Genomic DNA, 24,385 nt, shown 5'->3' on the forward strand with positions numbered 1-24,385 from the left:
ATAATTGTGTAACATTCAGCATCATCCCCCCGCAGCCCGCGCCATGATCGTCCGCAACACCTCTTCCTGGTTCCGTCTGCTGTTCGTCTGGCACGGTTCGGTGCTGCCGCGCATCCTGCCGCGGTTGCTGCTGGTTTTCGCGCTGGCCATCCTCGCCTCCTCCATCCGCCACTGGTGGCTGACCAGCCTGGCCGATTCGGCGCTGAGCATCCCCACCTTCACACTGCTGGGGGTGTCGCTGGCCATCTTCCTGGGCTTTCGCAATTCGGTGAGTTACGACCGCTTCTGGGAAGCGCGCAAGCTGTGGGGCAGCCTGGTGATCGCCAGCCGCTCGCTGGCGCGGCAGATGATTTCGCTGACCGGCGCCGGGCCGGACAGCCGGCGCGTGGCCGACGGCTGCTGCGCCTTCGCCTACGCCTTGAAGGAACAGGTGCGCGGCCAGCAGGACGACGCGCCGCTGGAAAGGCTGCTGCCGGCCGACGTGTTCCAGCGGGTGCGCGCCGGCCGCTATCGCCCGGCTTTGATTCTGCTGTGGCTGGGCGAGGAAGCCGCCCGCCTGCAGCGCGAAGGCGCGCTCAGCGAGCGGCAATGGCAGGCGCTGGACCGCAGCCTGAATACGCTGTCGGAAGTGCTGGGCGGCTGCGAGCGCATCGCCACCACGCCCATTCCCTTCACCTACCGAGTGCTGCTCAACCGCACCGTCACCCTGTACTGCCTGCTGCTGCCGGCGGGGCTGGTCAGCAGCATAGGCTGGCTGACGCCGCCGATCGCGGTGTTCATCTCCTACACCTATTTCGCGCTGGAGCAGATCGCGGAAGAGCTGGAAGACCCGTTCGGCTTCGAAGGCAACGACCTGCCGCTGGCCGCGCTGTGCCACGGCATCGAGTCGTCGCTGCGCGAGATGCAAGGCCTGCCGCTGCTGGACGAGCCTGCCCCGCGCCAGGGCATTTACCTGCAGTAAGCCGGTCAGCGCAGGCGTTCGCGCACCGTTTCCTCGCGCAGCAGCAAGTGGCTATTGGCCAGCAGATCGGCCAGCGACACGATGCCGACCAGCCGCATGCTGTCCGGGCCGTCCACCACCGGCAGCCGGCCGACGCCCAATTGCGCCATCCGCCCGGCCGCGTGGCGCGCGCTCATGCCGGCCAGCAGCGCCTGATCGCCGGATAGCGGCTCCGCCCACACCACGCAGGGCTGGCGGCTGGCCGCCGCCTCCTGCAGCCGCCGGCGCAGCAGCACCCCCACCACCTTGCCGTCGCGCAGCACCGGATAGCCGTTATGGCCGCGCGGGCCGAAGAATTGGCGCCAGGCGTCCGCCGCCGGCAGCGCGCCGTCTATCGCCACCGCCGCGCGCGTCATCACGTCGGCCACGTTCAGCCGCTCCAAGGGGTCGACGCTGTACTCGCGGTGGATGTGCAGACCGCGGCGGGCGATCTTCTCGGTCATGATCGACCGTTTCAGCGCCAGCGCCGTCACCGCGCAGGCGACGGCGGTGGTCAGCGTCAGCGGCAACAGCGCCGTGGCGTCGCCGGTCAGGCCGAAGGCGAACACGATGGCGGCGAGCGGCGCGCCCAGCACGCTGCCCAATACCCCCGCCATGCAGGCCAGCGCCCATAATTCCGGCGAACCGCCCGGCAAGGCCGGCGCCAGCGCCGCGCCCAGGCCGGCCCCCAGCATCAGCAAGGGCGCCAGCACGCCGCCCGAGGTGCCCGAGCCCAGCGCCAGCAGCCAGATCACGGCTTTCACCGCCAACAGCGCCAGCAGCGCGCCCAGCAGCAGCCGGTTGTGCAGCAGGTCGCCGATCACGTCGTAGCCCACCCCCAGCGCGCGCGGCTGCAGCCTGCCGCCGATGCCGACCGCCAGCCCGCCCAGCGCCGGCCACCACATCCAGTGCAGGCGCAGCTTGCCGAAGCCGTCCTCCACCCGGTACAGCCCCCAGGTCAGCAAGGCCGCCAGGGCGCCGCAGGCCAGGCCGGCCAACAGGCAGGAGCCCAGCGCCGCCAGCGTGGCCGGCGGCGTGCTCAGCGGAAACAGCGGCCCGGCGGCGAAGCACAGCCCGCGCAGAAAGCCGGCGCAGGCGCAAGCCAGCGCCACCGGCAGCAGGCTGCGCGGCCGCAGTTCGAACAGCAGCAGCACCGCCGCCACCGGCGTGCCGAACACGGCGGTCATGCCGGCGCAGGCGCCGGCCACCAGCAGCGTCTTGCGCTCCGCCGCGGTCAGGTGCAGGCGCTGCGCCAGCAGCGAGCCCAAGGAGCCGCCGGTCATGATGATGGGGCCTTCGGCGCCGAACGGCCCGCCGCTGCCGATGACGATGCCGGACGACAAGGGCTTGAGCAGCGCCACCTTGGGCGACATCCGGCTCTGGCCGAACAGGATGGCCTCCATCGCCTCCGGAATGCCGTGGCCGCGGATCTTGTCGCTGCCGTAGCGCGCGATCAAGCCCACCAGCAGCCCGCCCGCCACCGGCGCGGCGATGGCCCAGGCACCCAGCGCGTGGCCGGCCGGCCCGCGATCGGCCAGCGACAGCGTCTGGTAATAGAACAGATTGGTGCACAGCCGGATCAGGTCCAGCAGCGCCGCCGCCGCCAGCGTGCTGACCGCGCCGGCCAGCAAGGCCAGTCCGGACAGCAACAGCAGCCGCCGGTCCACCGAATAATCGCGCCGCGCCGCGCTCATTTGCCGCCGTCCCCGTCGTTGAAGGCGGTGATGCGCGACACCCGGAACACGTCGCGCAGCGAGCGCAGCTCCGCCTCGTGCCGCGCCGCCAGCCGCGCGAGATGGCCTTCGCCGGCCGCGGTCAGATGCACCTCCACCTGGCGGCGGTCGTGCTCGCTCTTGCGCCGCGCCACCAGGCCCAGTTCCTCGCAGCGGGTCAGCAGCGCCACCGCGCCGTGATGCAGGATCTGCAGCCGCTCGGCCAGTTCGCCCACCGTCGCCCAATCGCGCCCCGGCACCCCGCGCACATGCAGCAATAGCAGGTATTGCTGCGGCGTCAGTCCCTCGCTTTTGGCCGCCTCTTCGCTGAAATGCAGGAAGCGGCGCAGCTGATAGCGGAATTCCGACAAGGCCTCGTATTGCTGCTTGCCCATGCCGACAGCCGGCGCGGCGGTGTGTTCCATGGCGTTTCCACGCTCCACATATATCATAATATGATATTTATACCCGACCGCGCCTTAGCCTGCAATATGCATCACAATATGATATATATGCCGGTCACGGCCGCAAACGGCATGGAACCACACCACGATGCGACATCTGAAACGACACTGCGGCGACTGGCTGCGCGGCTTCTGGCCGCAAGCCATCGCAGCCAGCCCGCGTGACCGGCTGGCCGGCAGCCTGGGCGCGGCTTTCGGCCTGATCGCCGCCGCCTGGCTCAGCCGCCACGCGCTGGGCGAAGCCAATCCCTGGTTCATCGCGCCGATGGGCGCGTCGGCGGTGCTGCTGTTCGCGGTGCCGGCCAGCCCGCTAGCCCAGCCCTGGTCCATCATCGGCGGCAATCTGTGCGCGTCGCTGGTGGGGGTGAGCTGCGCGCGGCTGATCGGCGACCCGGCGCTGGCCGCCGGCGCAGCCGCCGCCCTCGCCATCGCGCTGATGTTCCCGCTGCGCTGCCTGCATCCGCCCAGCGGCGCGGTGGCGCTGACCGCGGTGCTGGGCGGCCCGGCGGTGGCCAGGCTGGGCTACGGCTTCGTCTGGCATCCTGTGCTGCTCAATTCGCTGCTGCTGGCCGCGGCGGCGCTGCTGTTCAACCGCCTGGCCGGCCGCCGTTACCCGCATAACCAGTCCGCGGCGCCCACCCCCAGCGAGCGCGTCGGCGTCAGCCGCGCCGACCTGCACGCCGCGCTGGCGGAGCGCGGCGAAGTGGTGGACGTCAGCGAGGACGATCTGGAGGACATCCTGCAGCGCGCGGAGGAAAGGCTGCACCAGCGCCGCTTCGGCGCGCTGCGCTGCGCCGACTTCATGGCGCGCGAGGTGCTGAGCGTAGGCGCCGACGCCCGCTGCGCCGACGCGCTGGCTTTGCTGCGAGCCCACCGTTTCGAAGCGCTGCCGGTCACCGCGTCCGACGGCAGGCTGCTGGGCGAAATCACCCTGCGCGGGCTGCTGGCCGAAGCCGTCCGTCCCGACGCCCGCGTCGGGCAATGGATGGACCCGCGTCCGCACACCTCAAGCCCGGACGACCCGATCGAGCGGCTGATCCACCCGTTCGCCGACCGCGGCGTGGCGCGCAGCATGGTGGTGGACGCCGATGGCCGGCTGCTGGGCCTGGTGGGCCAGGGCGACCTGATCGCCGCGCTGTTCCGCGAGCAACTGGAGCGGCCGGTCTGAACGCCTATCGGCTATACCGAAATCTGCCGGACGCCATCGCGCCGCTGGCCATGACAATGGCCTTTGCATAGAATGTGCACTCTCAAACCGCCGCGCCGCCAAGACCCGCCCATGAGCCTGCCCCGCCTGCTGTTTTCCTTCGTCCTGCGCCATCTGCGCCCCTACTGTCTGGCCGCGCTGATGCTGGCGGCGGTGGCGGCGCTGACCGTGATGATCCCGCGCGAAGTCGGCCGCATCGTCGACGCGCTGGTGGCGCACCGGCTGGCCGGCGGCGATCTGCTGCGGGAGCTGGCCAAGCTGCTGGCCATGGGCCTGGCCATCTATTTTCTGCGCGTGGGCTGGCGGCTGCAGCTGTTTTCCACCTCCTACCAGTTGGGCGTGGAGCTGCGCACCCGGCTGTACCGCCAGCTGTCGCGCCAGGGGCCGGCGTTTTTCCAGCGCCAGCGCACCGGCGACCTGATGGCGCGCGCCACCAATGACATCGATTCGGTGGAAATGGCCGCCGGCGAGGCGATACTGGCCGGCTTCGACGGCCTGCTGACCCTGGTGCTGGTGCTGGCGATGATGACGCTGAGCGTGGATTGGCGGCTGGCGCTGGCGGCCTTGCTGCCCTTCCCCTTCATGGCCTGGGCTTTCTCCCGCATTTCCAACCACATCCACCGCGAATGGGGCGAGGCGCTGTCGCGCTTCGGTCGGCTGAACGACCACGTGCAGGAAACATTGAGCGGCGTGCGCACGCTGCGCTCGCTGGGGCTGGAGGCGCGCAACGACGCCGAATTGTCGCGGCTGGCCGCCGCCGCCGCCGACAGCAGTTTCGAAGCGCAGCGCTGGGAGGCGGCGTTCGAGCCGGCTGTCGGCGTGTCGCTGGTCAGCGCCTCGGTCATCGCGCTGTCGGTCGGCGGCTACCTGGTATGGCATGGCCAGCTGACCATAGGCGCGCTGACCAGCTTCAATATGTATCTGGTACAGCTGATCTGGCCGATGTTCGCCGCCGGCTGGGTGCTGTCGCTGCTGCAGCGCGGCTCGGCCGCCTGGCAGCGGCTGCAGCCGGCGCTGGAGGCCGAGCCGGACGTGGCCGACGCCGGCGGCCGCGCCGAGCTCGTCCCCGGCGCGCTGCATTTCGACAGTCTGACCTTCCATTACGCGCCCGAGGCCGCCGCCGCGCTGAGCCAGGTTTCGATCGACCTGCCGCCGGGGCGCACGCTGGGGGTGGTCGGCCCCACCGGCAGCGGCAAGTCCACGCTGCTGAAGCTGTTGCTGCGGCAATACCCGCTGCAGCAGGGCGCCATCCGCTGGGACGGCGCCGACATCGCCGACTACCGGCTGGCCGCCTTGCGCGCCGCCATCAGCTGGGTGCCGCAAGAGGCCTTTCTGTTTTCCGCCAGCGTGGCGGAAAACATCGCGCTGGCGCGGCCCGACGCCAGCCAGGCCGACATCGAGCGCGTGGCGCGCCTGGCGGCGGTGCACGACGACATCCTGCGCCTGCCCCAGGGCTACGCCACCCCGGTGGGCGAAAAGGGCGTGGCGCTGTCCGGCGGCCAGCGCCAGCGCGTCGCCATCGCCCGCGCGCTGCTGGCCGACGCGCCGCTATTGCTACTGGACGACGCCTTGTCGGCGGTGGACACCCAAACCGAGACGCAAATCCTGCAGCACCTGCGCGAAGCGCGGCGCGGCCGCAGCGTGATCATCGTCAGCCACCGGCTGTCGGCGGTGGCCGACGCCGACCACATCGTGGCGCTGCACCACGGCCGCATCGCCGAACAAGGCAGCCACGAGCAACTGCTGCAACGCGACGGCTGGTACGCCAGCCAATGGCGCTATCAACAACTGGAGGCCAGCCTGGATGAAATCTGACGCCACCCGCACCCAAAGCCGCGAGGCCGTCGCCCTGCTGACCGACGCCGCCCGCCCCGACCTGCGCCATCTGTGGCTGGGCGGCGGCTGGCTGCTGATCGCCGCCCTGCTGGAAGCGGCCGCGCCGCTGCTGGGCAAGATCTTCATCGACAGCTACCTGCTGCCGCACCGGCTGGAATGGTCGCCCGTCGTCGGCCTGCTGGCCGGCAGCCTGGCGCTGGGCGTCATCGCCGCCGTGCTGCGCTACCGGCAGCTGGTGCGGCTGGCCGGCGTGGCCATGCGCGCGGTGCTGCGCCTGCGCGAGCGGGTGTACGGCCATGTGATCCGGCTGCCGATGGCCTTCTTCGACCAGGCCATCACCGGCCAGCTGGTCAGCCGCGTCACCAACGACACCGAGTCGGTCAAAGCGCTGTACGTGCAGGCGCTGTTCGTCATCCTCAACAGCAGCATCGTGGTGCTGGGCGCGCTGGCGGCGATGGCCTGGCTGGACTGGCGGCTGATGCTGGTGACGCTGCTGCTGTTCCCGGCCACTTTCTTCATCGTCTGGCTGTACCAGCGGCTGAGCGCGCCGTCGGTGGCGCGCGCCCGCGCGCTGCGCAGCGACATCAACGCGCAGATGGCGGAATCGATAGCCGGCATCGCCGTGCTGCAGGCCAGCAACGCCGAGAGCCGCTTCGTCTCCCGCTTCGACGACACCAACCAGCGTTATTACCAGGCGCGGCTGCGCGAATTGAACGCCAACGCCTGGCTGCTGCGCCCGGCGCTGGACCTGTTGAACGTGCTGCTGTTGATCGCGGTGATCTACAGCTACGGCCAGCGCGAGCTGGGCGGGGTGGAAATCGGCGTGCTGTACGCCTTCGTCGGCTACATCGGCCGGGTGGTGGAGCCGCTGATCCAGATCACCTTGCAGTTCGGCCAGCTGCAACAGGCGGTGGTGGCGGCCAGCCGCGTCAGCCACCTGCTGCGGGAAACCGCCGCGCCGCAGTCGGCCGCCGACGGCGCCATCGCCGCCGGCGCGGTCAGCTTCCGCGGCCTGCGCTTCGGCTACCAGCCGGAACACCCGGTGCTGCACGAGCTGAGCCTGGAGATTCCGGCCGGCGGCTTCGTCGGCATCGTCGGCCACACCGGCAGCGGCAAATCGACGCTGCTGTCGCTGCTGCTGCGCTTCTACCGGCCGCAGCAGGGGCAAATCCTGATCGACGGCCAGCCGCTGGACGATATCGGCGACGCCGCCTTCCGCGCCGGCGTCGGCCTGGTGCCGCAAGACCCGTTCCTGCTGGCCGCCAGCGCCCGCGAAAACATCGACATGGGCCGCAACCTGCCGCAGAGCGAAATCGAGGAAGCCGCCCGCGCCGCCGGCGTGCACGAGCTGATCCTGTCGCTGGAGAACGGCTACGACAGCGATATGGGCGAGAGCGGGGCGCGGCTGTCCAGCGGCCAGAAGCAGCTGATCGCCATCGCCCGCGCGCTGGCCGGCAAGCCGCGCATCCTGCTGCTGGACGAGGCCACCTCGCACATCGACAGCGAGACCGAGCGACTGGTGCAGCAGGCGCTGGCCAAGCTGGCCGGCAAGATCACGCTGATCTCCATCGCCCACCGCCTGTCCACCATCCGCGACGCCGACGCCATCATCGTGCTGAACCACGGCCGCATCGCCGAAACCGGCGACCACGAGCAGCTGATGCAGCTGGGCGGCATCTACCAGCGGCTGTACCTGCTGCAGCAGATGCAGACCGAGGACGAGGCGTGAGCCTGGATGCGTGCGCGGCCATCCGCGCCGAGGTGGCCGCCATTACGCCGCTGGACGCGCTGGAGGCCCAACACCGCCAGGCCGCGCTGGATTGGATAGACTCCGGCGCGGAATTGTGGCGGCGAGCGAAGCCGGCCACGCCGCTGGTGCATTTGTCGACCTATTTCGCGCTGAAGGACGATGCCGGCCTGCTGCTGGTGGACCATCGCATCGCCGGCTTGTGGCTGCCCGCCGGCGGCCACGCCGAGCCCGGCGAGCACCCGCGCGATACGGTGGTCCGCGAGCTGTTCGAAGAACTGGGCGTGAAAGGCTTGCCGGTGCCAGCCGCCTCGTTTCTCACTTGCACCAAAGTCGCCGGCGGCCATACCGATGTGACGCTATGGTATGCGCTGCCGATTTCGCGCTCCCTGCCGCTGCGCCATGGCCAGGAAGAATTCCGCGAAGCGCGCTGGTTTGATTTCGACCAGATGCCTCCCGCCAGCGAGCCGCATCTCGCGCGCTTTGCCGCCAAACTGGCTAAGATAGACGCCTGAACGCGGGCCCTGGCCCTTTCACACTACCGGAGCCCCCATGTCCCGCCTGCACTTCCTCGCCAGCCTGCTCTTGCTGTCGCTGGCCTCCCTCTCCTGCCGCGCCGACGACGGCAAGGACCTCGACCTGTCGATCAGCACCGAGCTGATGACCCGGCAGACCGCTTACGGCAATTCCTCGCGGCTGCAGCCCAGCGTGGACATGCAGTACCGCACCCGCTTCGGCGCCTTGTACATCCAGGATGGCGAAGGCGGCTGGGCGCTGCCGGCGCCGGCCGGCTGGGTGTCGCTGGGCGTGGCCAGCGAGCCGGCCTGGAGCCTGGGCGGCGGCGTGTCGCAGAGCCTGGCCATCGCCCGCTACGGCTTCGACCTGCCGCGCGACGGCAGCCTGTCCTTCGGCTACGCCAGCCGCATCGGCGACAGTCACCCCGGCCAACTGCTGGTGGCCAGCCTGGACGCGCCGCTGGGCGATTGGCGCGGGCAAAAATTCTCGGTGCTGGGCTGGGCCAGCCTGGCCAACCAGGAGCGCCGGCTGGGTTTGAATCACCATGACGACGGCGCCGGCTGGCAGCTGGAGCAAAGCAATCTGATGCTGGTGATGTCGCACCCGCTCTCCCGCCACTGGACGCTGGACCTGGGCGCCGGCAGCCGCTGGGCGGCGGAAAACACCGGCAGCCATACCGCCGGCTGGCAGACGCTGCTGGGTTTCACCTGGAAACTGTGATGCGCTTCGATCCGCTGCCGCCGGAGGACTGCCTGATAGACAGCCACTGCCACCTGGACGCGCCGGAGCTGGCGGCGGACGTGGACGGCGTGGTGGCGCGCGCGCGCGCGGCCGGCGTCGGCCAACTGCTGGTGCCGGCGGTGACGGCCGGCACTTTCGCCGACGTGCTGGCGATGCGCGAACGCTACGGCTGCTGGATCGCCTTCGGCCTGCACCCCATCTATCTGGACCAGCATCTGGACGAGCACTTGGCGCTGCTGGACGCCGCGCTGGCAGAGCACGCGCCGGTCGCCGTCGGCGAGATCGGACTGGATTTCTACTTGCCCGAGCTGGAGCCGGCGCGGCAGGAAAAACTCTTGGTCGAGCAATTGAAGCTGGCGCGCAAGCACGGCCTGCCGGTGGTGCTGCACGTGCGGCGCTCGGTGGACCGGGTGCTGAAACACCTGCGCGAACAGAAGGTGGAATGCGGCATCGCCCACGCCTTCAACGGCAGCGAACAACAGGCGCAGGCCTTCATCCGCCAGGGCTTCAAGCTGGGCTTCGGCGGCGCGATGACCTACAGCGGCTCGCGCCGCATCCGCGCGCTGGCCGCCACCCTGCCGCTCTCCAGCCTGGCATTGGAAACCGACGCGCCCGACATCCGGCCGGAATACGCGCAGGACACGCCGAACGAGCCGTTCCAGCTGGCCCGCTTCGTCGAGGTGCTGGCCGAATTGCGCGGCATGGCGGCCGCGCCGCTGCGGCGGGCGCTGCGCGAAAACACCCTGGCGGCGCTGGCCTTGCGCTGAGCGCCGGCCCAGCGAAAAGCCCCGGACCTGCCGGGGCTTTTTTGCGACGGGCGCAGCCGCGGCCGCTCAGGTGCGGAAACGCTGCAGGCAGCCGTCCAGTTCGTGCGACAGCGTCTGCAGCCGCGACGCCAGCGTGCTGGCTTCGCCGGCGGCCTGGTTGGTCTGGCCGTTCATCTGCGCGATCTGCTCGACGTTGCGCGCCACTTCCTGGCTGGCGTGGCTTTGCTCGGTGATGGCGCTGGCGATGTCGGTGATGCGCTCCACCGAATGCTCGGCCAGCTCGCGGATCTGGCCCAGCGCGTCTGCGACGCTGGAGGCGCTGACCACGCCGGTTTCGATGCGGCTGTTGGCCTGCTGCATGCTCTGGTAGGCGCGCTGGGTATCGGCCAGCACGCCGTCGATATGGCTGGAGATCTCGGTGGTGGCCTGGCTGGTGCGTTCGGCCAGCTTGCGCACTTCGTCGGCGACGACGGCGAAGCCGCGCCCCATCTCGCCGGCGCGCGCCGCCTCGATCGCCGCGTTCAGCGCCAACAGATTGGTCTGGTCGGCGATGTCGTGGATCACCCGCACGATGTCGCCGATATCGGCCGAGCGCTGGTTCAGGCCTTCCATCACCGCGGCGGTTTCGGTGATGCTGCTGGCGATCTGGCGGATTTCGCCGGCCGCCTTCTGCGCCAGCTCGTTGCCCGCCGACGCCTGCTCCATCGTCAGGCGCGCCTGGCGCTCCACGTCCTGGGTGCTGTCTGCCACCAGATTGATGCTGACCGACATCTGCTCGATCGCCGCGGCGCCGCTGGCGGCGGCCTCGGATTGCCGCGCCGACGCCGACGACACGTGCTCGCTGACCTGGCTGAGCTGGCCGGCGGCCTGGGCCAGGCTGGTCGAGTGGCCCTGCGACTCCACCACCACCGCCCGCACCGTGTCCACCAGTTTGGTCAGCGAGCCGGCGACGTTGCCCAGCTCGTTCTGGCCGAAATCGGGCAGTTGCAGCCTGAGGTTGCGCTGGTCGGCCAGCTCATGGCTGCTATCGCGCATCTGCAGCAGCGGCTGGCGGATGGAGGCGATGATGATCCAGGCCACCAGCGCGCCGGCCGCCAGCGCCACGGCGATTTCCACCAGCAGCTGGTTGCGCACGCTGGCGGCGGTGGCGTCGATCTGGTCGTCCAGCTGGCCCACCGCATCGGCCGCCACCTTGCCCAGCGCCTCGCTGACGCTTTCCATCTGATGGATGTTGTCCTTGTACTGATCCAGCTGCTTGTTGGCGTCGGCGGTGGCGGTGACCTGCTTGCCTTCCACCATGCCGGACACCTTGCCGACGCCGTCGGCGTAGCCGGCCAGCAGCGTCGACAGCTTGTTCAGCTGCTGAGCGGCGTCGTCGTTGAGCGGATGGCCGCCGGCCTGCTGGATGGCCTTCTGCGCGCCCGCCTGCGCGCTCTTCCACTTGCCCAGGTATTCGGCGCGCTTGGCGTCGTCGGCGATATTGATGAAGTAGTCTTTTTCGAAGCGGCGCAGATTGCCCATATTGCGCTGCAATTCGACGATGTCCGTGTAGAACAGCAGGTCATGCGAGCTGACCTCCTCCACCCGCTTGGAGATCTTGTTCAGACCCAGCTGGGTCAGACAACCGGTCAAGATCAGGGCCGCCAACAATAGCCCGAAGCCCAGGGTGATCCTGGCCGCGATAGACAAATTCCGCATGGTATTTCCCCATACCCGATGAGATTGAACCTGGCCGGGCTGAGCCCGATCCGTTTTAGTGCTGCGATTCTAGTTGACGACTGTCGTTACAAACCAGTTACAACATCCCCAACGGTTAAATTCACGCCGTCGCAGTATCAAAAAGCTCAAAAAAAAGCCGGCAGCATGGGCCGCCGGCTTTTTCGCGCGCGTGTCGCAGCTCAAGCTCTGCGCTTGAAGCTCCTGGCAAATCCCAATACACAGATAAAGAATAGTGTACTAAGCAGAACTTCACCCAAGGCAAAGCGTCCGGCGAGGCCGGGGTCCGCCCAGCCGCGCATCACCCCTTCGCTGAAAAAAGCCAGGATGAACATGCTGGACCATTGATAGGTATAGAGCCGGCCGGCCAGGATGCCGCGCAGCGGCAGCAACAGCAGCAAGGCCTTGAACGCCAGGAAGGAGCCGCCCGGACGCAGCGGCGCCAGCGACAGCTCCCAGGCCAGCGTCAGCAGGATCAGCGCGATCAGCGCCGCCGACGCGCCGCGGCGGAAGAAGTCGCGGCTCATGGCGCCGATTCGGCCTGTTCGCGCGCGCGCGCCTTGCGCTCCATCAGCGCCGCCGCCAGGACCCCCACTTCGAACAGCAGCCACAGCGGCACCGCCAGCATGGTCTGCGACAGCACGTCCGGCGGCGTGACGATGGCGGCCACCACGAAGGCGCCGACGATCACGTAAGGCCGCGCCTCGCGCAGCTTGGCCACCGTCACCACGCCCATCCGCGTCAGCAGGATCACGATCACCGGCACCTCGAAGGTGGTGCCGAAGGCGAGGAACATGCCGAGCACGAAGGACAGGTATTTGTCGATGTCGGTCATCATGCTCACCCCCGCCGGCGTCACCGCCGACATGAAGTGGAACACCACCGGAAACACCAGGAAATAAGCGAAGCTCATCCCCAGGAGGAACAGCAGCAGGCTGGCCAGCACCAAGGGCAGGACCAGCTTTTTCTCATGGCTGTAAAGCCCGGGCGCGACAAAGGCCCACACCTGGTACAGCGTGTTGGGCAGCGACACCAGGAAGGCCACCAGCATGGTCACCTTCATCGGCACGAAGAAGGTGGACGTGACTTCGGTGGCGATCATGCTGCCGCCCTGCGGCAGCGCGTCCAGCAAAGGCTTGGCCAGCAGATGGTAGATGTCGGACGACCAATGGAACAGGCCGAGGAAGACCAGGGCGATGCCCAACAGGGCGCGCACCAGCCGGGTGCGCAGCTCGATCAGGTGCGCGAGCAGCGGTTGTTCGTTCATTCGCGGGCTTGGGAGGCGGAGGGTTGGGAAGCGGGCGGATGGTGCGGCGGCAGATCGTCGAACAGGTCGAGCTGGTTTTCGTCGCGCGGCGCGGCGGCTTCGGCCGCGGCCGGCGCCTCGGCCGCTTCCGCTTCGGGATGCAGGCTCTGGTGTATCGTGCGCTCGGCCTCGAACAGCGGGCCGGCGGCCTCGTCAGCCAGCGCGCGCGCTTCGGCGGCATGGCCATCCACCGCCTGCCGCACTTCATTCACTTCCGCTTCCAGCTGGCCGCGGAAGGTATGGGCGGCATCCTGCAAGTCCTGGCGCAGGCTGTCCAGCCCGCTCAGGTTGGCCTGCTGGTGGATGTCGGCCTTCACCGTGGCGACGAAACGCTGCGCGCGCGCCACCAGCGCCCCCACGGTGCGGGCCACGGTGGGCAGGCGCTCCGGCCCCAGCACCACCAGCGCCACCACGCCGATCAGGACGAATTCGCCGAAACTGATGTCAAGCACGCCGCGTCACCGTGCTTATTTCTTGTCGGCTTCGCCGTCGATGATGCGGCCGGTCTGCTCGGGAGGCTGCTGCGCGCCGCCCTTGCCTTCGTTCATGCCTTCCTTGAAACCCTTGACCGCATTGCCCAGATCCTTGCCGATATTGGGCAGCTTCTTGGTGCCGAACACCAGTACCACGATCAGCAGCACGATCAGCCAGTGCCAGATGCTGAGAGAACCCATTTTCACTTTCCTTATTTCAGAAACGGGCGGCGCCGCGCGACGCCCAGGCGCGCTCAGCCTTTGTGGCCGAACACGTGCACATGCAGGTGGAACACTTCCTGGCCGCCGCCGCGGCCGGTGTTGATGCCGGTCTTGAAGCCGGACTCCAGGCCCTGCTCCTTGGCCAGCTTCGGCGCCAGCGTCAGAATCCGGCCCAGCACCGCCTCATGCTCGGGACCGCAATGGGCCAGCGAATCGACGTGCAGCTTGGGAATGATCATGAAATGCACCGGCGCGATCGGACGAATGTCGTGAAAGGCCAGCACGTCGTCGTCTTCGTAAACCTTGTTGGCGGGAATCTGTCCCGCCACGATCTTGCAGAAAAGGCAGTCGCTCATCTTGTATCCCGTATCAGGCGGAGGGTTTGCGCGAGGCTTTCTCGTCCAGCCCGGAAATGCCTTCGCGGCGATGCAGCTCCATCACCACGTCTTCCGGACGCAGGCCATGATATGTCAACAGCACCATGGTATGGAACCACAGATCGGCGACTTCGCGCACCAGGTGCAGTTTATCCTTGTCCTTGGAGGCCATCAGCGTTTCCGCGGCCTCTTCCGCCACCTTCTTCAGGATGGCGTCCTCGCCCTTGTGGAACAGCGAAGCCACGTAGGACGATTGCGGAGCGGCCTCGCGCCGCGCCTCCAGCGTATCGGCGATGTTTTTCAACACATCCGGGGTCATATCGATATCCTTTGCGCCGAAATCCGGCGATTATGCGGGCCCGGCATGGCGCGCTGATGACAGCGCGGCCCGGCCAGCCATTCTAACCCGTCCGCCTGCCGCGGCGTTGATCGGCGGCAACTCAGCCGTGATAGATGCTGTGCGGATCCTTCAGCACGGCGTCGACGATGGTCCAGCCGCCATTCTCGAAACGGCGGTAAAAACAGCTTTCCCGTCCGGTATGACAGGCGATGCCGCCGATTTGTTCTATCTGCATCACGATGACGTCGCCGTCGCAGTCCAACCGCAACTCCTTCACCGTCTGCCGGTGGCCGGACTCCTCGCCTTTTTTCCATAGTTTCTGCCGCGAGCGGCTGAAATAATGCGCGATGCCGGTGTCGGCGGTCAGCTGCAGGCTTTCGCGGTTCATCCACGCCACCATCAGCACCCGGCCGCTGGCCGCGTCCTGGGCGATGGCGGTCACCAGGCCCTTGTCGTCCCACTTCACTTCATCCAGCCAGCTCATAGCCGCACCTCGATGCCGGCGGCGCGCATCGCCTCTTTGGCCTGGGCCACCGTGTATTCGCCGAAGTGGAAGATGCTGGCGGCCAGCACCGCGTCGGCGTGGCCTTCCTTCACCCCGTCCACCAGGTGCTGCAGATTGCCGACGCCGCCGGAGGCGATCACCGGAATGCCCACCGCGTCGGACACCGCGCGCGTCAGCGGCAGGTTGAAGCCGGACTTGGTGCCGTCGCGGTCCATGCTGGTGAGCAGGATTTCGCCGGCGCCCAGCTCTTGCATCTTGCGCGCCCACTCGACGGCGTCCAGCCCGGTGCGGTTGCGGCCGCCGTGGGTGAACACTTCCCAGCGGTCGTTCTCCGGCGTCACCGCCTTGGCGTCCAGCGCCACCACGATGCATTGGTTGCCGAAATGGTCGGCCGCCTCCTGCACGAATTCGGGATGGGTGACCGCGGCGGTGTTGATGCTGACCTTGTCGGCGCCAGCGTTGAGCAGGCGGCGGATATCTGCCAGCGTGCGCACGCCGCCGCCCACCGTCAGCGGGATGAAGACCTGGTCGGCCACCGCCTCGATCACGTGCAGGATGATGTCGCGCTGGTCTGAGCTTGCGGTGATGTCGAGGAAGGTGAGTTCATCGGCGCCCTGCTCGTTGTAGCGGCGGGCGATTTCCACCGGGTCGCCCGCGTCGCGCAGGCCGACGAAGTTGACGCCTTTGACCACCCGGCCGGCGGTCACGTCAAGACAGGGAATGATGCGTTTGGCAAGCATGTGAGTATCCGCAAAACCGGCAGCGCGCCGACGCCGGGAACGCTCCCGGCGGCGGACGCGCCGCCTGCAGCCGTTTTTATTCGGCCAGTTCGTCCGCCAGCGTCTGCGCGGCGGCGAAATCAATGCTGCCCTCGTAGATCGCGCGGCCGGTGATGGCGCCTTCGATGCCCTCTTCCTCCACCGCGCACAGCGCGCGGATGTCGTCGAGGTTGGTCAGGCCGCCGGAGGCGATCACCGGGATGGTCAGCGCCTGCGCCAGCTTGACGGTGGCTTCGATGTTGACGCCGTTCATCATGCCGTCGCGGCCGATGTCGGTGTAGATCACCGAGTTGACGCCGTAATCCTGGAAGCGCTTGGCCAGATCGATCACATTGTGATTGGTGATCTTGGCCCAGCCATCGATCGCCACCATGCCGTCCTTGGCGTCCAGGCCGACGATGACTTGGCCGGGGAAGGCGTCGCAGGCGTCATGCAGGAAGCCCGGCGTCTTGACGGCGGCGGTGCCGATGATCACATAGGACAGGCCCATGTCGAGGTAGGCCTCGATGGTGTCCAGATCGCGGATGCCGCCCCCCAGCTGCACCGGCATGTCCTCGCCGACCTCGCCGAGGATGTCGCGGATCACCGCCAGGTTTTTGGGTTTGCCGGCGAAGGCGCCGTTGAGGTCCACCAGATGCAACCGGCGCGCGCCCTGGTCGCGCCAGTGGGCGGCAACCTTGACCGGATCGTCGGAGAAAATGGTGGCATCGTCCATCGCGCCCTGTCTCAGGCGCACGCATTGACCGTCTTTCAGGTCTATCGCGGGTATCAGCAGCATGGTGCTAAGTCGAAACGTAAGTTAAACATTGCCGTCCCAGGCCAGGAAGTTCTTCATCATCTGAAGTCCGGCCCGGTGGCTCTTCTCGGTGTGAAACTGTGTGGCGAATATATTGCCACGCCCGACGATACAGGAAAAACGCTCGGGATAATCACTTTCCGCCAGGCTCAGCGACGCGTCGCCGGGCGCAAAGTGGTAACTATGCACAAAATAGAAGCGCTCGCCATCGGCGATGCCGGCGAACATCGGGTGGGCGCGGCGCTGGTAAACCTGGTTCCAGCCCATGTGCGGCACCTTCAGGCGCTCGCCGCCGGCGACCAGGCCGTCGGCGAAGCGCACCACCTTGCCCGCAAACAGGCCCAGGCCGGCGGTGTCGCCTTCCTCGCTATGATCGAACAATAGCTGCGCGCCGACGCAGATTCCAAAAAACGGCTTGCTCTGCGTGGTTTCACGGACCGCGTCGGCCAGGCCGTGGCGGTTCAATTCGCGCATGCAGTCGGGCATCGCGCCCTGGCCGGGGAAGACTACCTTATCGGCCTTCACCACCGCTTCCGGGTCGCGGGTGAGGAAAATATCGGCGCCGGTTTCGTTGACGGCCTGCAGGGACTTCAGCACCGAGTGCAGATTGCCCATGCCGTAGTCGATGACTGCGACTTTCATCTTGCTACCTGCTCATATTCGGGTTGGAACCACTCCGCGGCGCGGCTCATATGCTCAGCGTGCCCTTGGTGGACGGCGTGATGCCGGCCATCCGCTCGTCGTGCTCGCAGGCCATCCGCAGCGCGCGGCCGAATGCCTTGAAGATGGTTTCGGCCTGGTGGTGGCTGTTGTGGCCGCGCAGATTGTCGATGTGCAGCGTGACCATGCTGTGGTTGACGAAGCCGTGGAAAAACTCGGAGAACAGGTCGACATCGAACTGGCCGATGCTGGCGCGGGTGTAGTCGACGTGGTAGACCAGGCCCGGGCGGCCGGACAGGTCGATCACCACCCGGCTCAGCGCCTCGTCCAGCGGCACGTAGGCGTGGCCATAGCGGCGGATGCCCTTCTTGTCGCCGATGGCGCGGGCGAAGGCCTGGCCCAGCGTGATGCCGATGTCTTCCACCGTGTGGTGGGCGTCGATGTGCAGGTCGCCCACCGCCTTGACGTCGAGGTCGATCAGGCCGTGGCGGGCGATCTGGTCCATCATGTGGTCGAGGAAGGGCACGCCGGTTTCAAAGCGGCCCTGGCCTGTGCCGTCCAGATTCAGCATGACGGTGATCTGGGTTTCCAGCGTGTTGCGGGTGACGGTTGCGGTTCTCATGGCTTCAGGCGAAAAAACGTTGGATGGCGGACAGCAGCGCGGCGTTCTCATCCGGACTGCCCACGGTCAGGCGCAGGCAGTGGTCCAGCAACGGGTGGCTGCCGTGCAGCTGCTTGATCAGGATGCCGGACGCCTTCAGGTGCTGGAACAGCGCCGGCGCGTCCGGCGCGCGGACGGTGAGGAAGTTGGCCTCGGACGCGAACACCGCCAACTGCGGCAACGCCGACAGCGCATCGCTCAGGCGGGCGCGTTCGGCGCGCAATTCGGCGGCCTGGCGGTTGAACACGTCCAGGTGCTTCAGCGCGAACTTCGCGGCGGCGAGGGTCAGCACGTTGACGTTGTACGGCGGCCGCACCTTGTTCAGCTGCTCGATCCAGGCCGGGCTGGCCGCGGCGTAGCCGAGGCGGATGCCGGCCAGGCCCAGCTTGGACAGGGTGCGCATCACCAACAGGTTGTCCAGCTCGCAGGCCAGATCCATGAAGCTGTCGGAGGCGAAGCTCTGGTAAGCCTCGTCCACCACCACCAGCCCCGGCGCGGCGCGGCAGATCGCCAGCACCTCGTCGCGGGCGTAGCGCGGACCGGTCGGGTTGTTGGGATAGGACACGAACACCACCGCCGGCTGTTCGCGCTCGATGGCGGCCAGCGTGGCCGGCAGGTTCAGCGTGAAATCGCCGTTCAGCGGCACGCCGACATACTGCAGGCCGGAAAACAGCGCGTTCATCTTGTACATCACGAACGACGGCTCCAGCGCCAGCAATTTGGCACCGGGACGCGCCAACGCCTGGGTGACCAGCGTGATCAGCTCATCCGAGCCGTTGCCGAGCACGATGTCGGCGCCGGCCGGAATAGCGAAGGCGGCGCGCAGATCGTCCTTCAGGCCGCCGCCGTTGGCGTCCGGATAGCGGTTCAGCGCCACCTGGGCCAGTTCGGCGGCCAGCGCGTGCTGCAATTCGATCGGCAGCGGCCACGGGTTTTCCATCGCGTCCAGCTTGATCAAGCCGGCGGCCGGCGCCACATGGTAGGCGCCGATGGCGGCGATCTCGTCGCGGACGAGTTGCTTGGCGGTCAGTTTGGTCGTCATCGTGTGTCTGCGGCGCGGCGCGCCGTCATGAGCCCGCGGGCGGGCAAAAAAACATCGTAACGCGTCGGCGCGCGGCGGGCTACCGCCGCGCGGCCAGGAAGCCGCGCCTGTTGCGGCGCGGGCACGGCGCTTACTTGTCCAGCCGCAGTTCGGCGGCGCGGGCGTGGGCGGTCAGGCCCTCGCCATGCGCCAGCAGGCTGGCGATGCGGCCGAGCTTCTGCGCGCCGGCCTGCGACACGCGGATCAGGCTGCTGCGTTTCTGGAAATCGTACACGCCCAGCGGGCTGGCGAACCGCGCGGTGCGGCTGGTCGGCAGCACGTGGTTGGGGCCGGCGCAGTAGTCGCCCAGGCTTTCCGAGGTGAAGCGGCCCATGAAGATGGCGCCGGCGTGGCGCAGCTGCGGCAGCAGCGCGTCCGGATCGGCCACCGACAGCTCCAGGTGCTCCGGCGCGATGTAGTTGCTGATCTCGCAGGCTTCGGCCAGGTCGGCCACCTGGATCAGCGCGCCGCGGTTGCCGAGGCTGGCCTCGATGATGGCGCGGCGCGGCATGGCCGGCATGAGCTTCTGGATGCTGGCTTCCACCCGCGCGATGTAATCGGCCGACGGGCACAGCAGGATGGCTTGGGCGATCTCGTCGTGCTCGGCCTGGCTGAACAGGTCCATCGCCACCCAGTCCGGATCGGTGTCGCCATCGCAGATCACCAGGATTTCCGACGGGCCGGCCACCATATCGATGCCCACCACGCCGAACACGCGGCGCTTGGCGGCGGCGACATAGGCGTTGCCGGGGCCGGTGATCTTGTCCACCTGAGGGATGGTTTCGGTACCATAGGCCAGGGCCGCCACCGCCTGGGCGCCGCCACAGGTAAAGACCTTGTCGACGCCGGCGATATAGGCCGCGGCCAGCACCAGATCATTGCGCTCGCCGCCCGGCGTCGGCACTACCATGATGATTTCGCCTACGCCGGCCACCTTGGCCGGCAGCGCGTTCATCAGCACCGAGCTGGGATAAGCCGCCTTGCCGCCCGGCACGTAGATGCCGACGCGGTCCAGCGGCGTCACCTGCTGGCCCAGCAGGGTGCCGTCTTCGTCTTCATAACTCCAGGAGTGAGCAAGCTGCTTTTCATGGTAGCGGCGCACGCGTTCGGCGGCGGCGGTCAGCGCGTCGCGCACGTCGGCCGGCAGCCGCGCGAACGCCGCCTCCAGCTGCTCGCGCGACAATGTCAGGTCGGCCATGGAGGCCGCCTGCATGCGGTCGAAACGGTTGGTGTACTCCACCAGCGCCGCGTCGCCGCGATGATGGACATCGGCGCAGATGGCCGCCACGGCGGCGTCCACTGCGGGGTCCTGCGCGGTTTCGAAGGCCAGCAGCGCTTGGAGGCGCGCGGCGAAGTCGGGCTGGGAGGAGGACAGTTTCAACATGATGATTCTCTGATGCTTGGAGTCTGAACAGTTGGCAACGCCGGCCGCAGGCATACGGTTGACCGCTACCCAGCCGGCATGCGGATGAATCAGGCCGGCACAGCGCCGGCGAAAGCGTCCAGCACCGGCTGGATCGCGTCGTATTTCAGCTTGAGCGCGGCCTGGTTCACCACCAGGCGCGAGCTAATGTCGATGATGTGTTCGACCGCCGCCAGCTTGTTGGCGCGCAGCGTGCCGCCGGTGGACACCAGGTCGACGATGGCGTCGGCCAGGCCGACCAGCGGCGCCAGCTCCATCGAGCCGTACAGCTTGATGATGTCGACGTGCACGCCCTTCTTGGCGAAGTGCTCGCGGGCGATCTGCGGGTATTTGGTGGCGATCTTCAGCCGCGCGCCCTGGCGCACGGCGGCGTCGTAATCGAAGCCTTCCTGCACCGCCACCATCATCTTGCACTTGGCGATGTTCAGGTCAAGCGGCTGGTACAGGCCGGCGCCGCCGTGCTCGATCAGCACGTCGCGGCCGGCGATGCCGAGGTCGGCCGCGCCGTACTGCACATAGGTGGGCACGTCGGAGGCGCGCACGATCACCAGCTGCACGTCCGGATGATTGGTGCCGATGATCAGCTTGCGCGAGGATTCGGGATTCTCCGCCGGCACGATGCCGGCAGCCGCCAGCAGCGGCAGCGTTTCTTCAAAAATGCGGCCCTTGGACAGGGCGATGGTCAGCTTCATGATGTTCTACTGCGGTAAAAGTATGTGGATCGTGTGGAATCAGCCGACCAGCGCGCGGCGTTCGCGCTCCAGGAAGCCGACATAGCGCTGGATCAGGGTTTCCATCTGCGGCGTGAGGTTGAGATAGGAGCAGCCTATCCGCATCGCCTCGTTGCCGTTGCGCATGCGCGCGGTCAACCGGTGGCGCACCTCGATGCCGAGGTTGAGCGTGCCGAACGGCTTCAGGTCTATCGTGCATTGGCGGTACTGCTGGCCGATTTCGAAACCGGTGGTGGACACGCCGGGCAGCCACAGACTCATGCCGCCCAGGCTGATGTCGAACAGCGCCAGGTCGATGGCGCGCTGGCCGAAGTCGGCGATATGGCAGAACACCGGGGTGCCCAGCGGGGTCTGGATGCGGAAAAACTCGCGCCGCTGCAGCTTGATCACCTGTTCGGGCAGCTTGCTGAGGAAGGCCGGCCGGCCCTCCAGCATCACCTTGCTCACCTGGCCCGTGACGAACTGGGTTTTCACTCCTTCCGGCGAGCAGACGAAGACATTGCGCTCGCTGTTCAGCACCTGGGCATTGGTATCCTCTTCCGCGCCCCAGTCAAACGTGAACAGACCTGTCTGGAAGTCGACATCGAGCAGGCGCGTCAGGATGAAGCTTTTCCCCTTGTTGGCGAAAACCGTCACCATGTGGCCGTGCTTGGCGATGCTCGCCAGGTGCTGCGCGATCTCCGCCGGCGTGGCCAGGGTGAACTTGGCCAGATCCAGCGGCTGATGCGAGCCTGTCGGGCTGCCGGGAGAGGTGTCGTTGCTCACGATGTTCCGACCTTCATGTCTGCGAATGAGAGTGATACGCCCAGTTTAGCGTAACAACTGCTGGATATCATAAGCAAGGTTGGCTGCCGGCGTGCCATAGGCCTGAAACACCCTCAGCTTGCCTTTCTGGTCCAGCAGATAGGAACCCGCGCTGTGGTCCACGCTGTAGCCGCCACCCGGCGTCGGCACTTTCTGCGCCACCACCTTGTATTGCTTCTTCACTTTTTCGATCTGCTCCGGCGTGCCGGTCAAGCCGATGAAGCGCTTGTCGAAGTGCGGCACGTAGCCGGCCAGCACCTTGGGCGTGTCGCGCTCCGGGTCGACGCTGACGAACAGCACCTGCACCTTGTCGGCGTCGGCGCCCAGCTGCTTCATCACCGACGCGTATTCCAGCATGGTGGTCGGGCACACATCCGGACAATTGGTGTAGCCGAAGAACAGCGCCACCACCTTGCCATGGAAAGCCTCCAGGCCAAGCGGCTTGCCGTGGAAATCGGTCAGCGTGAAATTGCCGCCCATGGAATCGTCATCGATCGCCGTGCCTTTGAAATTGACGGCGGGCGCACAGGCCGACAGCGCGAACGCCGTCAGCAGGCCAAGCAACAACTGCAGGAATTTGGACATCAGGTAAGCGGTATCAGACAGTAGTGGTCGATCAGTAAAGCCGCGAACAGCCAGGTCAGATACCAGATCGACCAGCGGAACGTGCGGCGCGCCAGAGCGTCAGCATACTGGCGATGCAGGCTGACAGCAAGAAACAGCAGCCTGGCGTCCAGCAGCAATACCGCTGCCATGTAAATCCGGCCCGACTCACCCAAAGCCACTGGCAGCAAGGTGATCGCCGACAGCAGCAGCGTGTACAGCACGATGGACAAGGTGGTGTAGCGCTGGCCGTGGGTGACCGGCAGCATCGGCAGATTGGCGCGGGCGTAGTCGTCGCGGCGGTACAGCGCCAGCGCCCAGAAATGCGGCGGCGTCCAGGCGTAGATGATCAGGAACAGCACCAGCGCGAAGGCGCTGATCTCGCCGCTGACCGCCGCCCAGCCCAGCACTGGCGGCATGGCGCCGCTGGCGCCGCCGATCACGATGTTCTGCGGCGTGTTCGGCTTGAGCAGCAGGGTGTAGACGATGGCGTAGCCGACAAAGGTGGCCAGCGTCAGCCAGGCCGTCAGCGCGTTGCAGCCGGCAAACAGCAGCAGCAGGCCCATGCCGCCCAGCGCCAGCGCCGCCAGCAGGGTTTCCAGGCCGCCGATCTCGCCGGTGACGGTGGCGCGCCAGGCGGTGCGGCGCATGCGGGCGTCGACGCCGCGCTCCACCAGGCAGTTGATCATCGCCGCCGCCGCCGCCACCAGCGCGATGCCCAGAGTCGCCGCCGCCAGCACCGCGGGGTCGGGCAGCCCCGGGCTGGCGAGAAACATGCCGATCACCGCGCAGAACACGATCAGCGCCACCACCCTGGGCTTGGACAGCTGCCACAAGGCCTGCGCGTGCTGCCGCCACAGCGGCAAACTCAATTCGCTCATCTGCCCTCTCCCGGTCTGGTGACGCCGGTCATGACGGCCGGCGTCACCCGCGCCGCCGGCCTGAGTTCAGCCGCGCGCGGCCGCAGCCGCGACAGCAGCAATAAAGCGGCCATCAGCAGCAGCGCCGCGCCGGCGTTATGCGCCACCGCCAGCGGCAAAGGCAGCTGCAGCAACACGTTGGCGATGCCCAGGCCCACCTGCAGCAGCCAAGCCGCGGCCAGCCAGGCCAGATGGCGCCGCAGCGGCGGCAGCCGCCAGCCCAGCGCCAGCACCGACAGCAACAGCAGCGACACCAGCAGCGCGCCCAGCCGGTGCAGCCAATGGATGGTCACCAGACTGGCGAAATCCAGCAGGCTGCCGTCCGGCGCCTCGCCCAGCTCGCGCAGCAGATGGAAGGCATGATCGAACCGCAGGGCCGGCCAGGCGTCGCCGTTGCAGCCGGGAAACCCCTGGCAAGCCAGCGCCGCGTAATTGCTGGACACCCAGCCGCCTAGCGCCAGCTGCAGCGCCAGCGCCGACGCCAGCAGGCCGGACAGACGGCCCAGCAGCGGCGGCGCTGTCACCGCGGCCAGCCGCGGCGATGCTGCCATCCACGCCAGGATCTGCAGCACGCCCATGCCGCCCAGCAGATGCGAGGTGACGATGGCCGGCTTCAACAACAGGGTGACCGTCAGCATGCCCAGCAGGCCCTGCGTCAGCACCACACCCAGCAACAACGCAGCCGGCAGCCGCTGCCGGCCGGTGCGCCAGGCCTGCCAGGCGATCAATACGATCAGCGCGCCCAGGCTGCCGGCCAGGTAGCGGTGCAGCATCTCCTTCCAGGCCTTGTCCAGGCTGACCGGCCCATCCGGCGCCAGCGCCTGGGCCTGCTGGATGGCAAGCGCCGCGTGCGACGGCGACAACTGGCCGTAGCATCCGGGCCAGTCGGGACAGCCGAGGCCGGCATGGGACAATCTGACATAGGCGCCGAACGGCACCACGACCGCGGCCAGCAGCAAGGCCAGCCAAACCAGTTTTCGCATGGCAAAAGTCCCCTATCGCGCAACGCGTCCGCCGGC

General features: G+C 67.6%; 28 protein-coding genes. 7 read left to right on the forward strand and 21 right to left on the reverse strand.

From position 1 onward, the window contains the following. The first annotated feature begins 43 nt into the window (after positions 1-43). Complete coding sequence (locus MY55_RS06870) at positions 44-961, forward strand: bestrophin family protein (RefSeq protein WP_043578455.1); 918 nt, start codon at positions 44-46, stop codon at positions 959-961. 5 nt (positions 962-966) lie between these two features. Here the strand turns inward: MY55_RS06870 and MY55_RS06875 are convergent, their stop codons facing one another. Further along, a complete protein-coding gene (locus tag MY55_RS06875; RefSeq protein ID WP_065202150.1) occupies positions 967-2,673 on the reverse strand; it encodes a chloride channel protein in 1,707 nt (568 codons plus the stop codon). Next, on the reverse strand, positions 2,670-3,116 hold the full coding sequence (locus tag MY55_RS06880; protein WP_043578449.1) for a MarR family winged helix-turn-helix transcriptional regulator: 447 nt from the start codon (positions 3,114-3,116) through the stop codon (positions 2,670-2,672). Before MY55_RS06880 ends, MY55_RS06875 begins: the two co-directional genes overlap by 4 nt. Positions 3,117-3,243: 127 nt before the next feature. Here MY55_RS06880 and MY55_RS06885 point away from each other — a divergent pair, with 127 nt between their 5' ends. The 6 genes from MY55_RS06885 to MY55_RS06910 all read left to right on the forward strand — a co-directional run bounded on the left by MY55_RS06885 (position 3,244) and on the right by MY55_RS06910 (position 9,969). Beyond that, positions 3,244-4,323, forward strand: coding sequence for an HPP family protein (locus tag MY55_RS06885; RefSeq protein ID WP_047257719.1), 1,080 nt, complete (start codon positions 3,244-3,246; stop codon positions 4,321-4,323). 111 nt (positions 4,324-4,434) lie between these two features. Then, positions 4,435-6,177 carry an ATP-binding cassette domain-containing protein gene (locus MY55_RS06890; RefSeq protein WP_065202151.1) on the forward strand — a complete coding sequence of 581 codons (1,743 nt, stop codon included), beginning with the start codon at positions 4,435-4,437 and terminating at the stop codon, positions 6,175-6,177. Continuing rightward, a complete protein-coding gene (locus MY55_RS06895; RefSeq protein ID WP_043578440.1) occupies positions 6,167-7,927 on the forward strand; it encodes an ABC transporter ATP-binding protein in 1,761 nt (586 codons plus the stop codon). The genes MY55_RS06890 and MY55_RS06895 overlap by 11 nt, the downstream gene beginning before the upstream one ends. Then, a complete protein-coding gene (locus MY55_RS06900; protein ID WP_065202152.1) occupies positions 7,924-8,460 on the forward strand; it encodes an NUDIX domain-containing protein in 537 nt (178 codons plus the stop codon). The genes MY55_RS06895 and MY55_RS06900 overlap by 4 nt, the downstream gene beginning before the upstream one ends. A gap of 37 nt (positions 8,461-8,497) precedes the next feature. Then, positions 8,498-9,181 (forward strand): hypothetical protein, encoded by a 684-nt coding sequence (locus MY55_RS06905; RefSeq protein WP_047249961.1) that lies wholly within the window; start codon positions 8,498-8,500, stop codon positions 9,179-9,181. Continuing rightward, on the forward strand, positions 9,181-9,969 hold the full coding sequence (locus tag MY55_RS06910) for a TatD family hydrolase (protein ID WP_047237455.1): 789 nt from the start codon (positions 9,181-9,183) through the stop codon (positions 9,967-9,969). Before MY55_RS06905 ends, MY55_RS06910 begins: the two co-directional genes overlap by 1 nt. Positions 9,970-10,035: 66 nt before the next feature. On the opposite strand, the gene MY55_RS06915 is transcribed toward MY55_RS06910, so the two are convergent. The 19 genes from MY55_RS06915 to MY55_RS07005 all read right to left on the reverse strand — a co-directional run bounded on the left by MY55_RS06915 (position 10,036) and on the right by MY55_RS07005 (position 24,349). Further along, positions 10,036-11,667: a methyl-accepting chemotaxis protein gene (locus tag MY55_RS06915; protein ID WP_043578426.1), complete on the reverse strand. Its 1,632-nt coding sequence runs from the start codon at positions 11,665-11,667 to the stop codon at positions 10,036-10,038. A gap of 200 nt (positions 11,668-11,867) precedes the next feature. Continuing rightward, positions 11,868-12,212 (reverse strand): DUF2069 domain-containing protein, encoded by a 345-nt coding sequence (locus tag MY55_RS06920; RefSeq protein WP_047237454.1) that lies wholly within the window; start codon positions 12,210-12,212, stop codon positions 11,868-11,870. Then, on the reverse strand, positions 12,209-12,952 hold the full coding sequence (gene tatC, locus MY55_RS06925; protein ID WP_043578419.1) for a twin-arginine translocase subunit TatC: 744 nt from the start codon (positions 12,950-12,952) through the stop codon (positions 12,209-12,211). The genes MY55_RS06920 and tatC overlap by 4 nt, the downstream gene beginning before the upstream one ends. Then, complete coding sequence (gene tatB / locus MY55_RS24590; protein ID WP_047237453.1) at positions 12,949-13,443, reverse strand: Sec-independent protein translocase protein TatB; 495 nt, start codon at positions 13,441-13,443, stop codon at positions 12,949-12,951. Before tatB ends, tatC begins: the two co-directional genes overlap by 4 nt. Positions 13,444-13,458: 15 nt before the next feature. Beyond that, positions 13,459-13,665 carry a Sec-independent protein translocase subunit TatA gene (gene tatA / locus MY55_RS06935; protein ID WP_043578407.1) on the reverse strand — a complete coding sequence of 69 codons (207 nt, stop codon included), beginning with the start codon at positions 13,663-13,665 and terminating at the stop codon, positions 13,459-13,461. A gap of 53 nt (positions 13,666-13,718) precedes the next feature. Next, entirely contained in the window at positions 13,719-14,042 is a 324-nt protein-coding gene (locus MY55_RS06940) for a histidine triad nucleotide-binding protein (protein ID WP_043578405.1), read from the reverse strand. Between the two features lie 13 nt (positions 14,043-14,055). Next, positions 14,056-14,382 carry a phosphoribosyl-ATP diphosphatase gene (locus MY55_RS06945; protein WP_043578402.1) on the reverse strand — a complete coding sequence of 109 codons (327 nt, stop codon included), beginning with the start codon at positions 14,380-14,382 and terminating at the stop codon, positions 14,056-14,058. Between the two features lie 121 nt (positions 14,383-14,503). Continuing rightward, positions 14,504-14,887 carry a phosphoribosyl-AMP cyclohydrolase gene (hisI, locus tag MY55_RS06950; protein WP_047237452.1) on the reverse strand — a complete coding sequence of 128 codons (384 nt, stop codon included), beginning with the start codon at positions 14,885-14,887 and terminating at the stop codon, positions 14,504-14,506. Next, positions 14,884-15,648 (reverse strand): imidazole glycerol phosphate synthase subunit HisF, encoded by a 765-nt coding sequence (gene hisF, locus MY55_RS06955; RefSeq protein WP_043578396.1) that lies wholly within the window; start codon positions 15,646-15,648, stop codon positions 14,884-14,886. Before hisF ends, hisI begins: the two co-directional genes overlap by 4 nt. Before the next feature lie 76 nt (positions 15,649-15,724). Further along, a complete protein-coding gene (gene hisA, locus MY55_RS06960; protein WP_043578393.1) occupies positions 15,725-16,465 on the reverse strand; it encodes a 1-(5-phosphoribosyl)-5-[(5-phosphoribosylamino)methylideneamino]imidazole-4-carboxamide isomerase in 741 nt (246 codons plus the stop codon). A 21-nt stretch (positions 16,466-16,486) separates the two neighbouring features. Next, positions 16,487-17,125: an imidazole glycerol phosphate synthase subunit HisH gene (gene hisH, locus MY55_RS06965; protein ID WP_043578390.1), complete on the reverse strand. Its 639-nt coding sequence runs from the start codon at positions 17,123-17,125 to the stop codon at positions 16,487-16,489. A gap of 46 nt (positions 17,126-17,171) precedes the next feature. After that, positions 17,172-17,765 (reverse strand): imidazoleglycerol-phosphate dehydratase HisB, encoded by a 594-nt coding sequence (gene hisB / locus MY55_RS06970; RefSeq protein ID WP_043578387.1) that lies wholly within the window; start codon positions 17,763-17,765, stop codon positions 17,172-17,174. Between the two features lie 4 nt (positions 17,766-17,769). After that, positions 17,770-18,846, reverse strand: a complete 1,077-nt coding sequence (gene hisC / locus MY55_RS06975; RefSeq protein WP_065202153.1) for a histidinol-phosphate transaminase — start codon at positions 18,844-18,846, stop codon at positions 17,770-17,772. A 130-nt stretch (positions 18,847-18,976) separates the two neighbouring features. After that, the gene (gene hisD / locus MY55_RS06980; RefSeq protein WP_065202154.1) at positions 18,977-20,269 is read right to left on the reverse strand and encodes a histidinol dehydrogenase; all 1,293 of its coding nucleotides are present in this window, start codon (positions 20,267-20,269) and stop codon (positions 18,977-18,979) included. Positions 20,270-20,358: 89 nt separating this feature from the next. Beyond that, positions 20,359-21,000 (reverse strand): ATP phosphoribosyltransferase, encoded by a 642-nt coding sequence (gene hisG / locus MY55_RS06985; RefSeq protein WP_043578379.1) that lies wholly within the window; start codon positions 20,998-21,000, stop codon positions 20,359-20,361. 39 nt (positions 21,001-21,039) lie between these two features. Continuing rightward, entirely contained in the window at positions 21,040-21,804 is a 765-nt protein-coding gene (locus MY55_RS06990; protein WP_052941462.1) for a flagellar brake protein, read from the reverse strand. A gap of 45 nt (positions 21,805-21,849) precedes the next feature. Next, positions 21,850-22,428, reverse strand: a complete 579-nt coding sequence (locus MY55_RS06995; RefSeq protein WP_043578376.1) for an SCO family protein — start codon at positions 22,426-22,428, stop codon at positions 21,850-21,852. After that, on the reverse strand, positions 22,428-23,327 hold the full coding sequence (locus MY55_RS07000) for a heme o synthase (RefSeq protein WP_043578374.1): 900 nt from the start codon (positions 23,325-23,327) through the stop codon (positions 22,428-22,430). Before MY55_RS07000 ends, MY55_RS06995 begins: the two co-directional genes overlap by 1 nt. Then, on the reverse strand, positions 23,324-24,349 hold the full coding sequence (locus tag MY55_RS07005; protein ID WP_043578371.1) for a COX15/CtaA family protein: 1,026 nt from the start codon (positions 24,347-24,349) through the stop codon (positions 23,324-23,326). Before MY55_RS07005 ends, MY55_RS07000 begins: the two co-directional genes overlap by 4 nt. Positions 24,350-24,385: the final 36 nt, after the last annotated feature.

The organism is Chromobacterium subtsugae (genome assembly GCF_001676875.1).
GTDB classification, from domain to species: domain Bacteria; phylum Pseudomonadota; class Gammaproteobacteria; order Burkholderiales; family Chromobacteriaceae; genus Chromobacterium; species Chromobacterium subtsugae.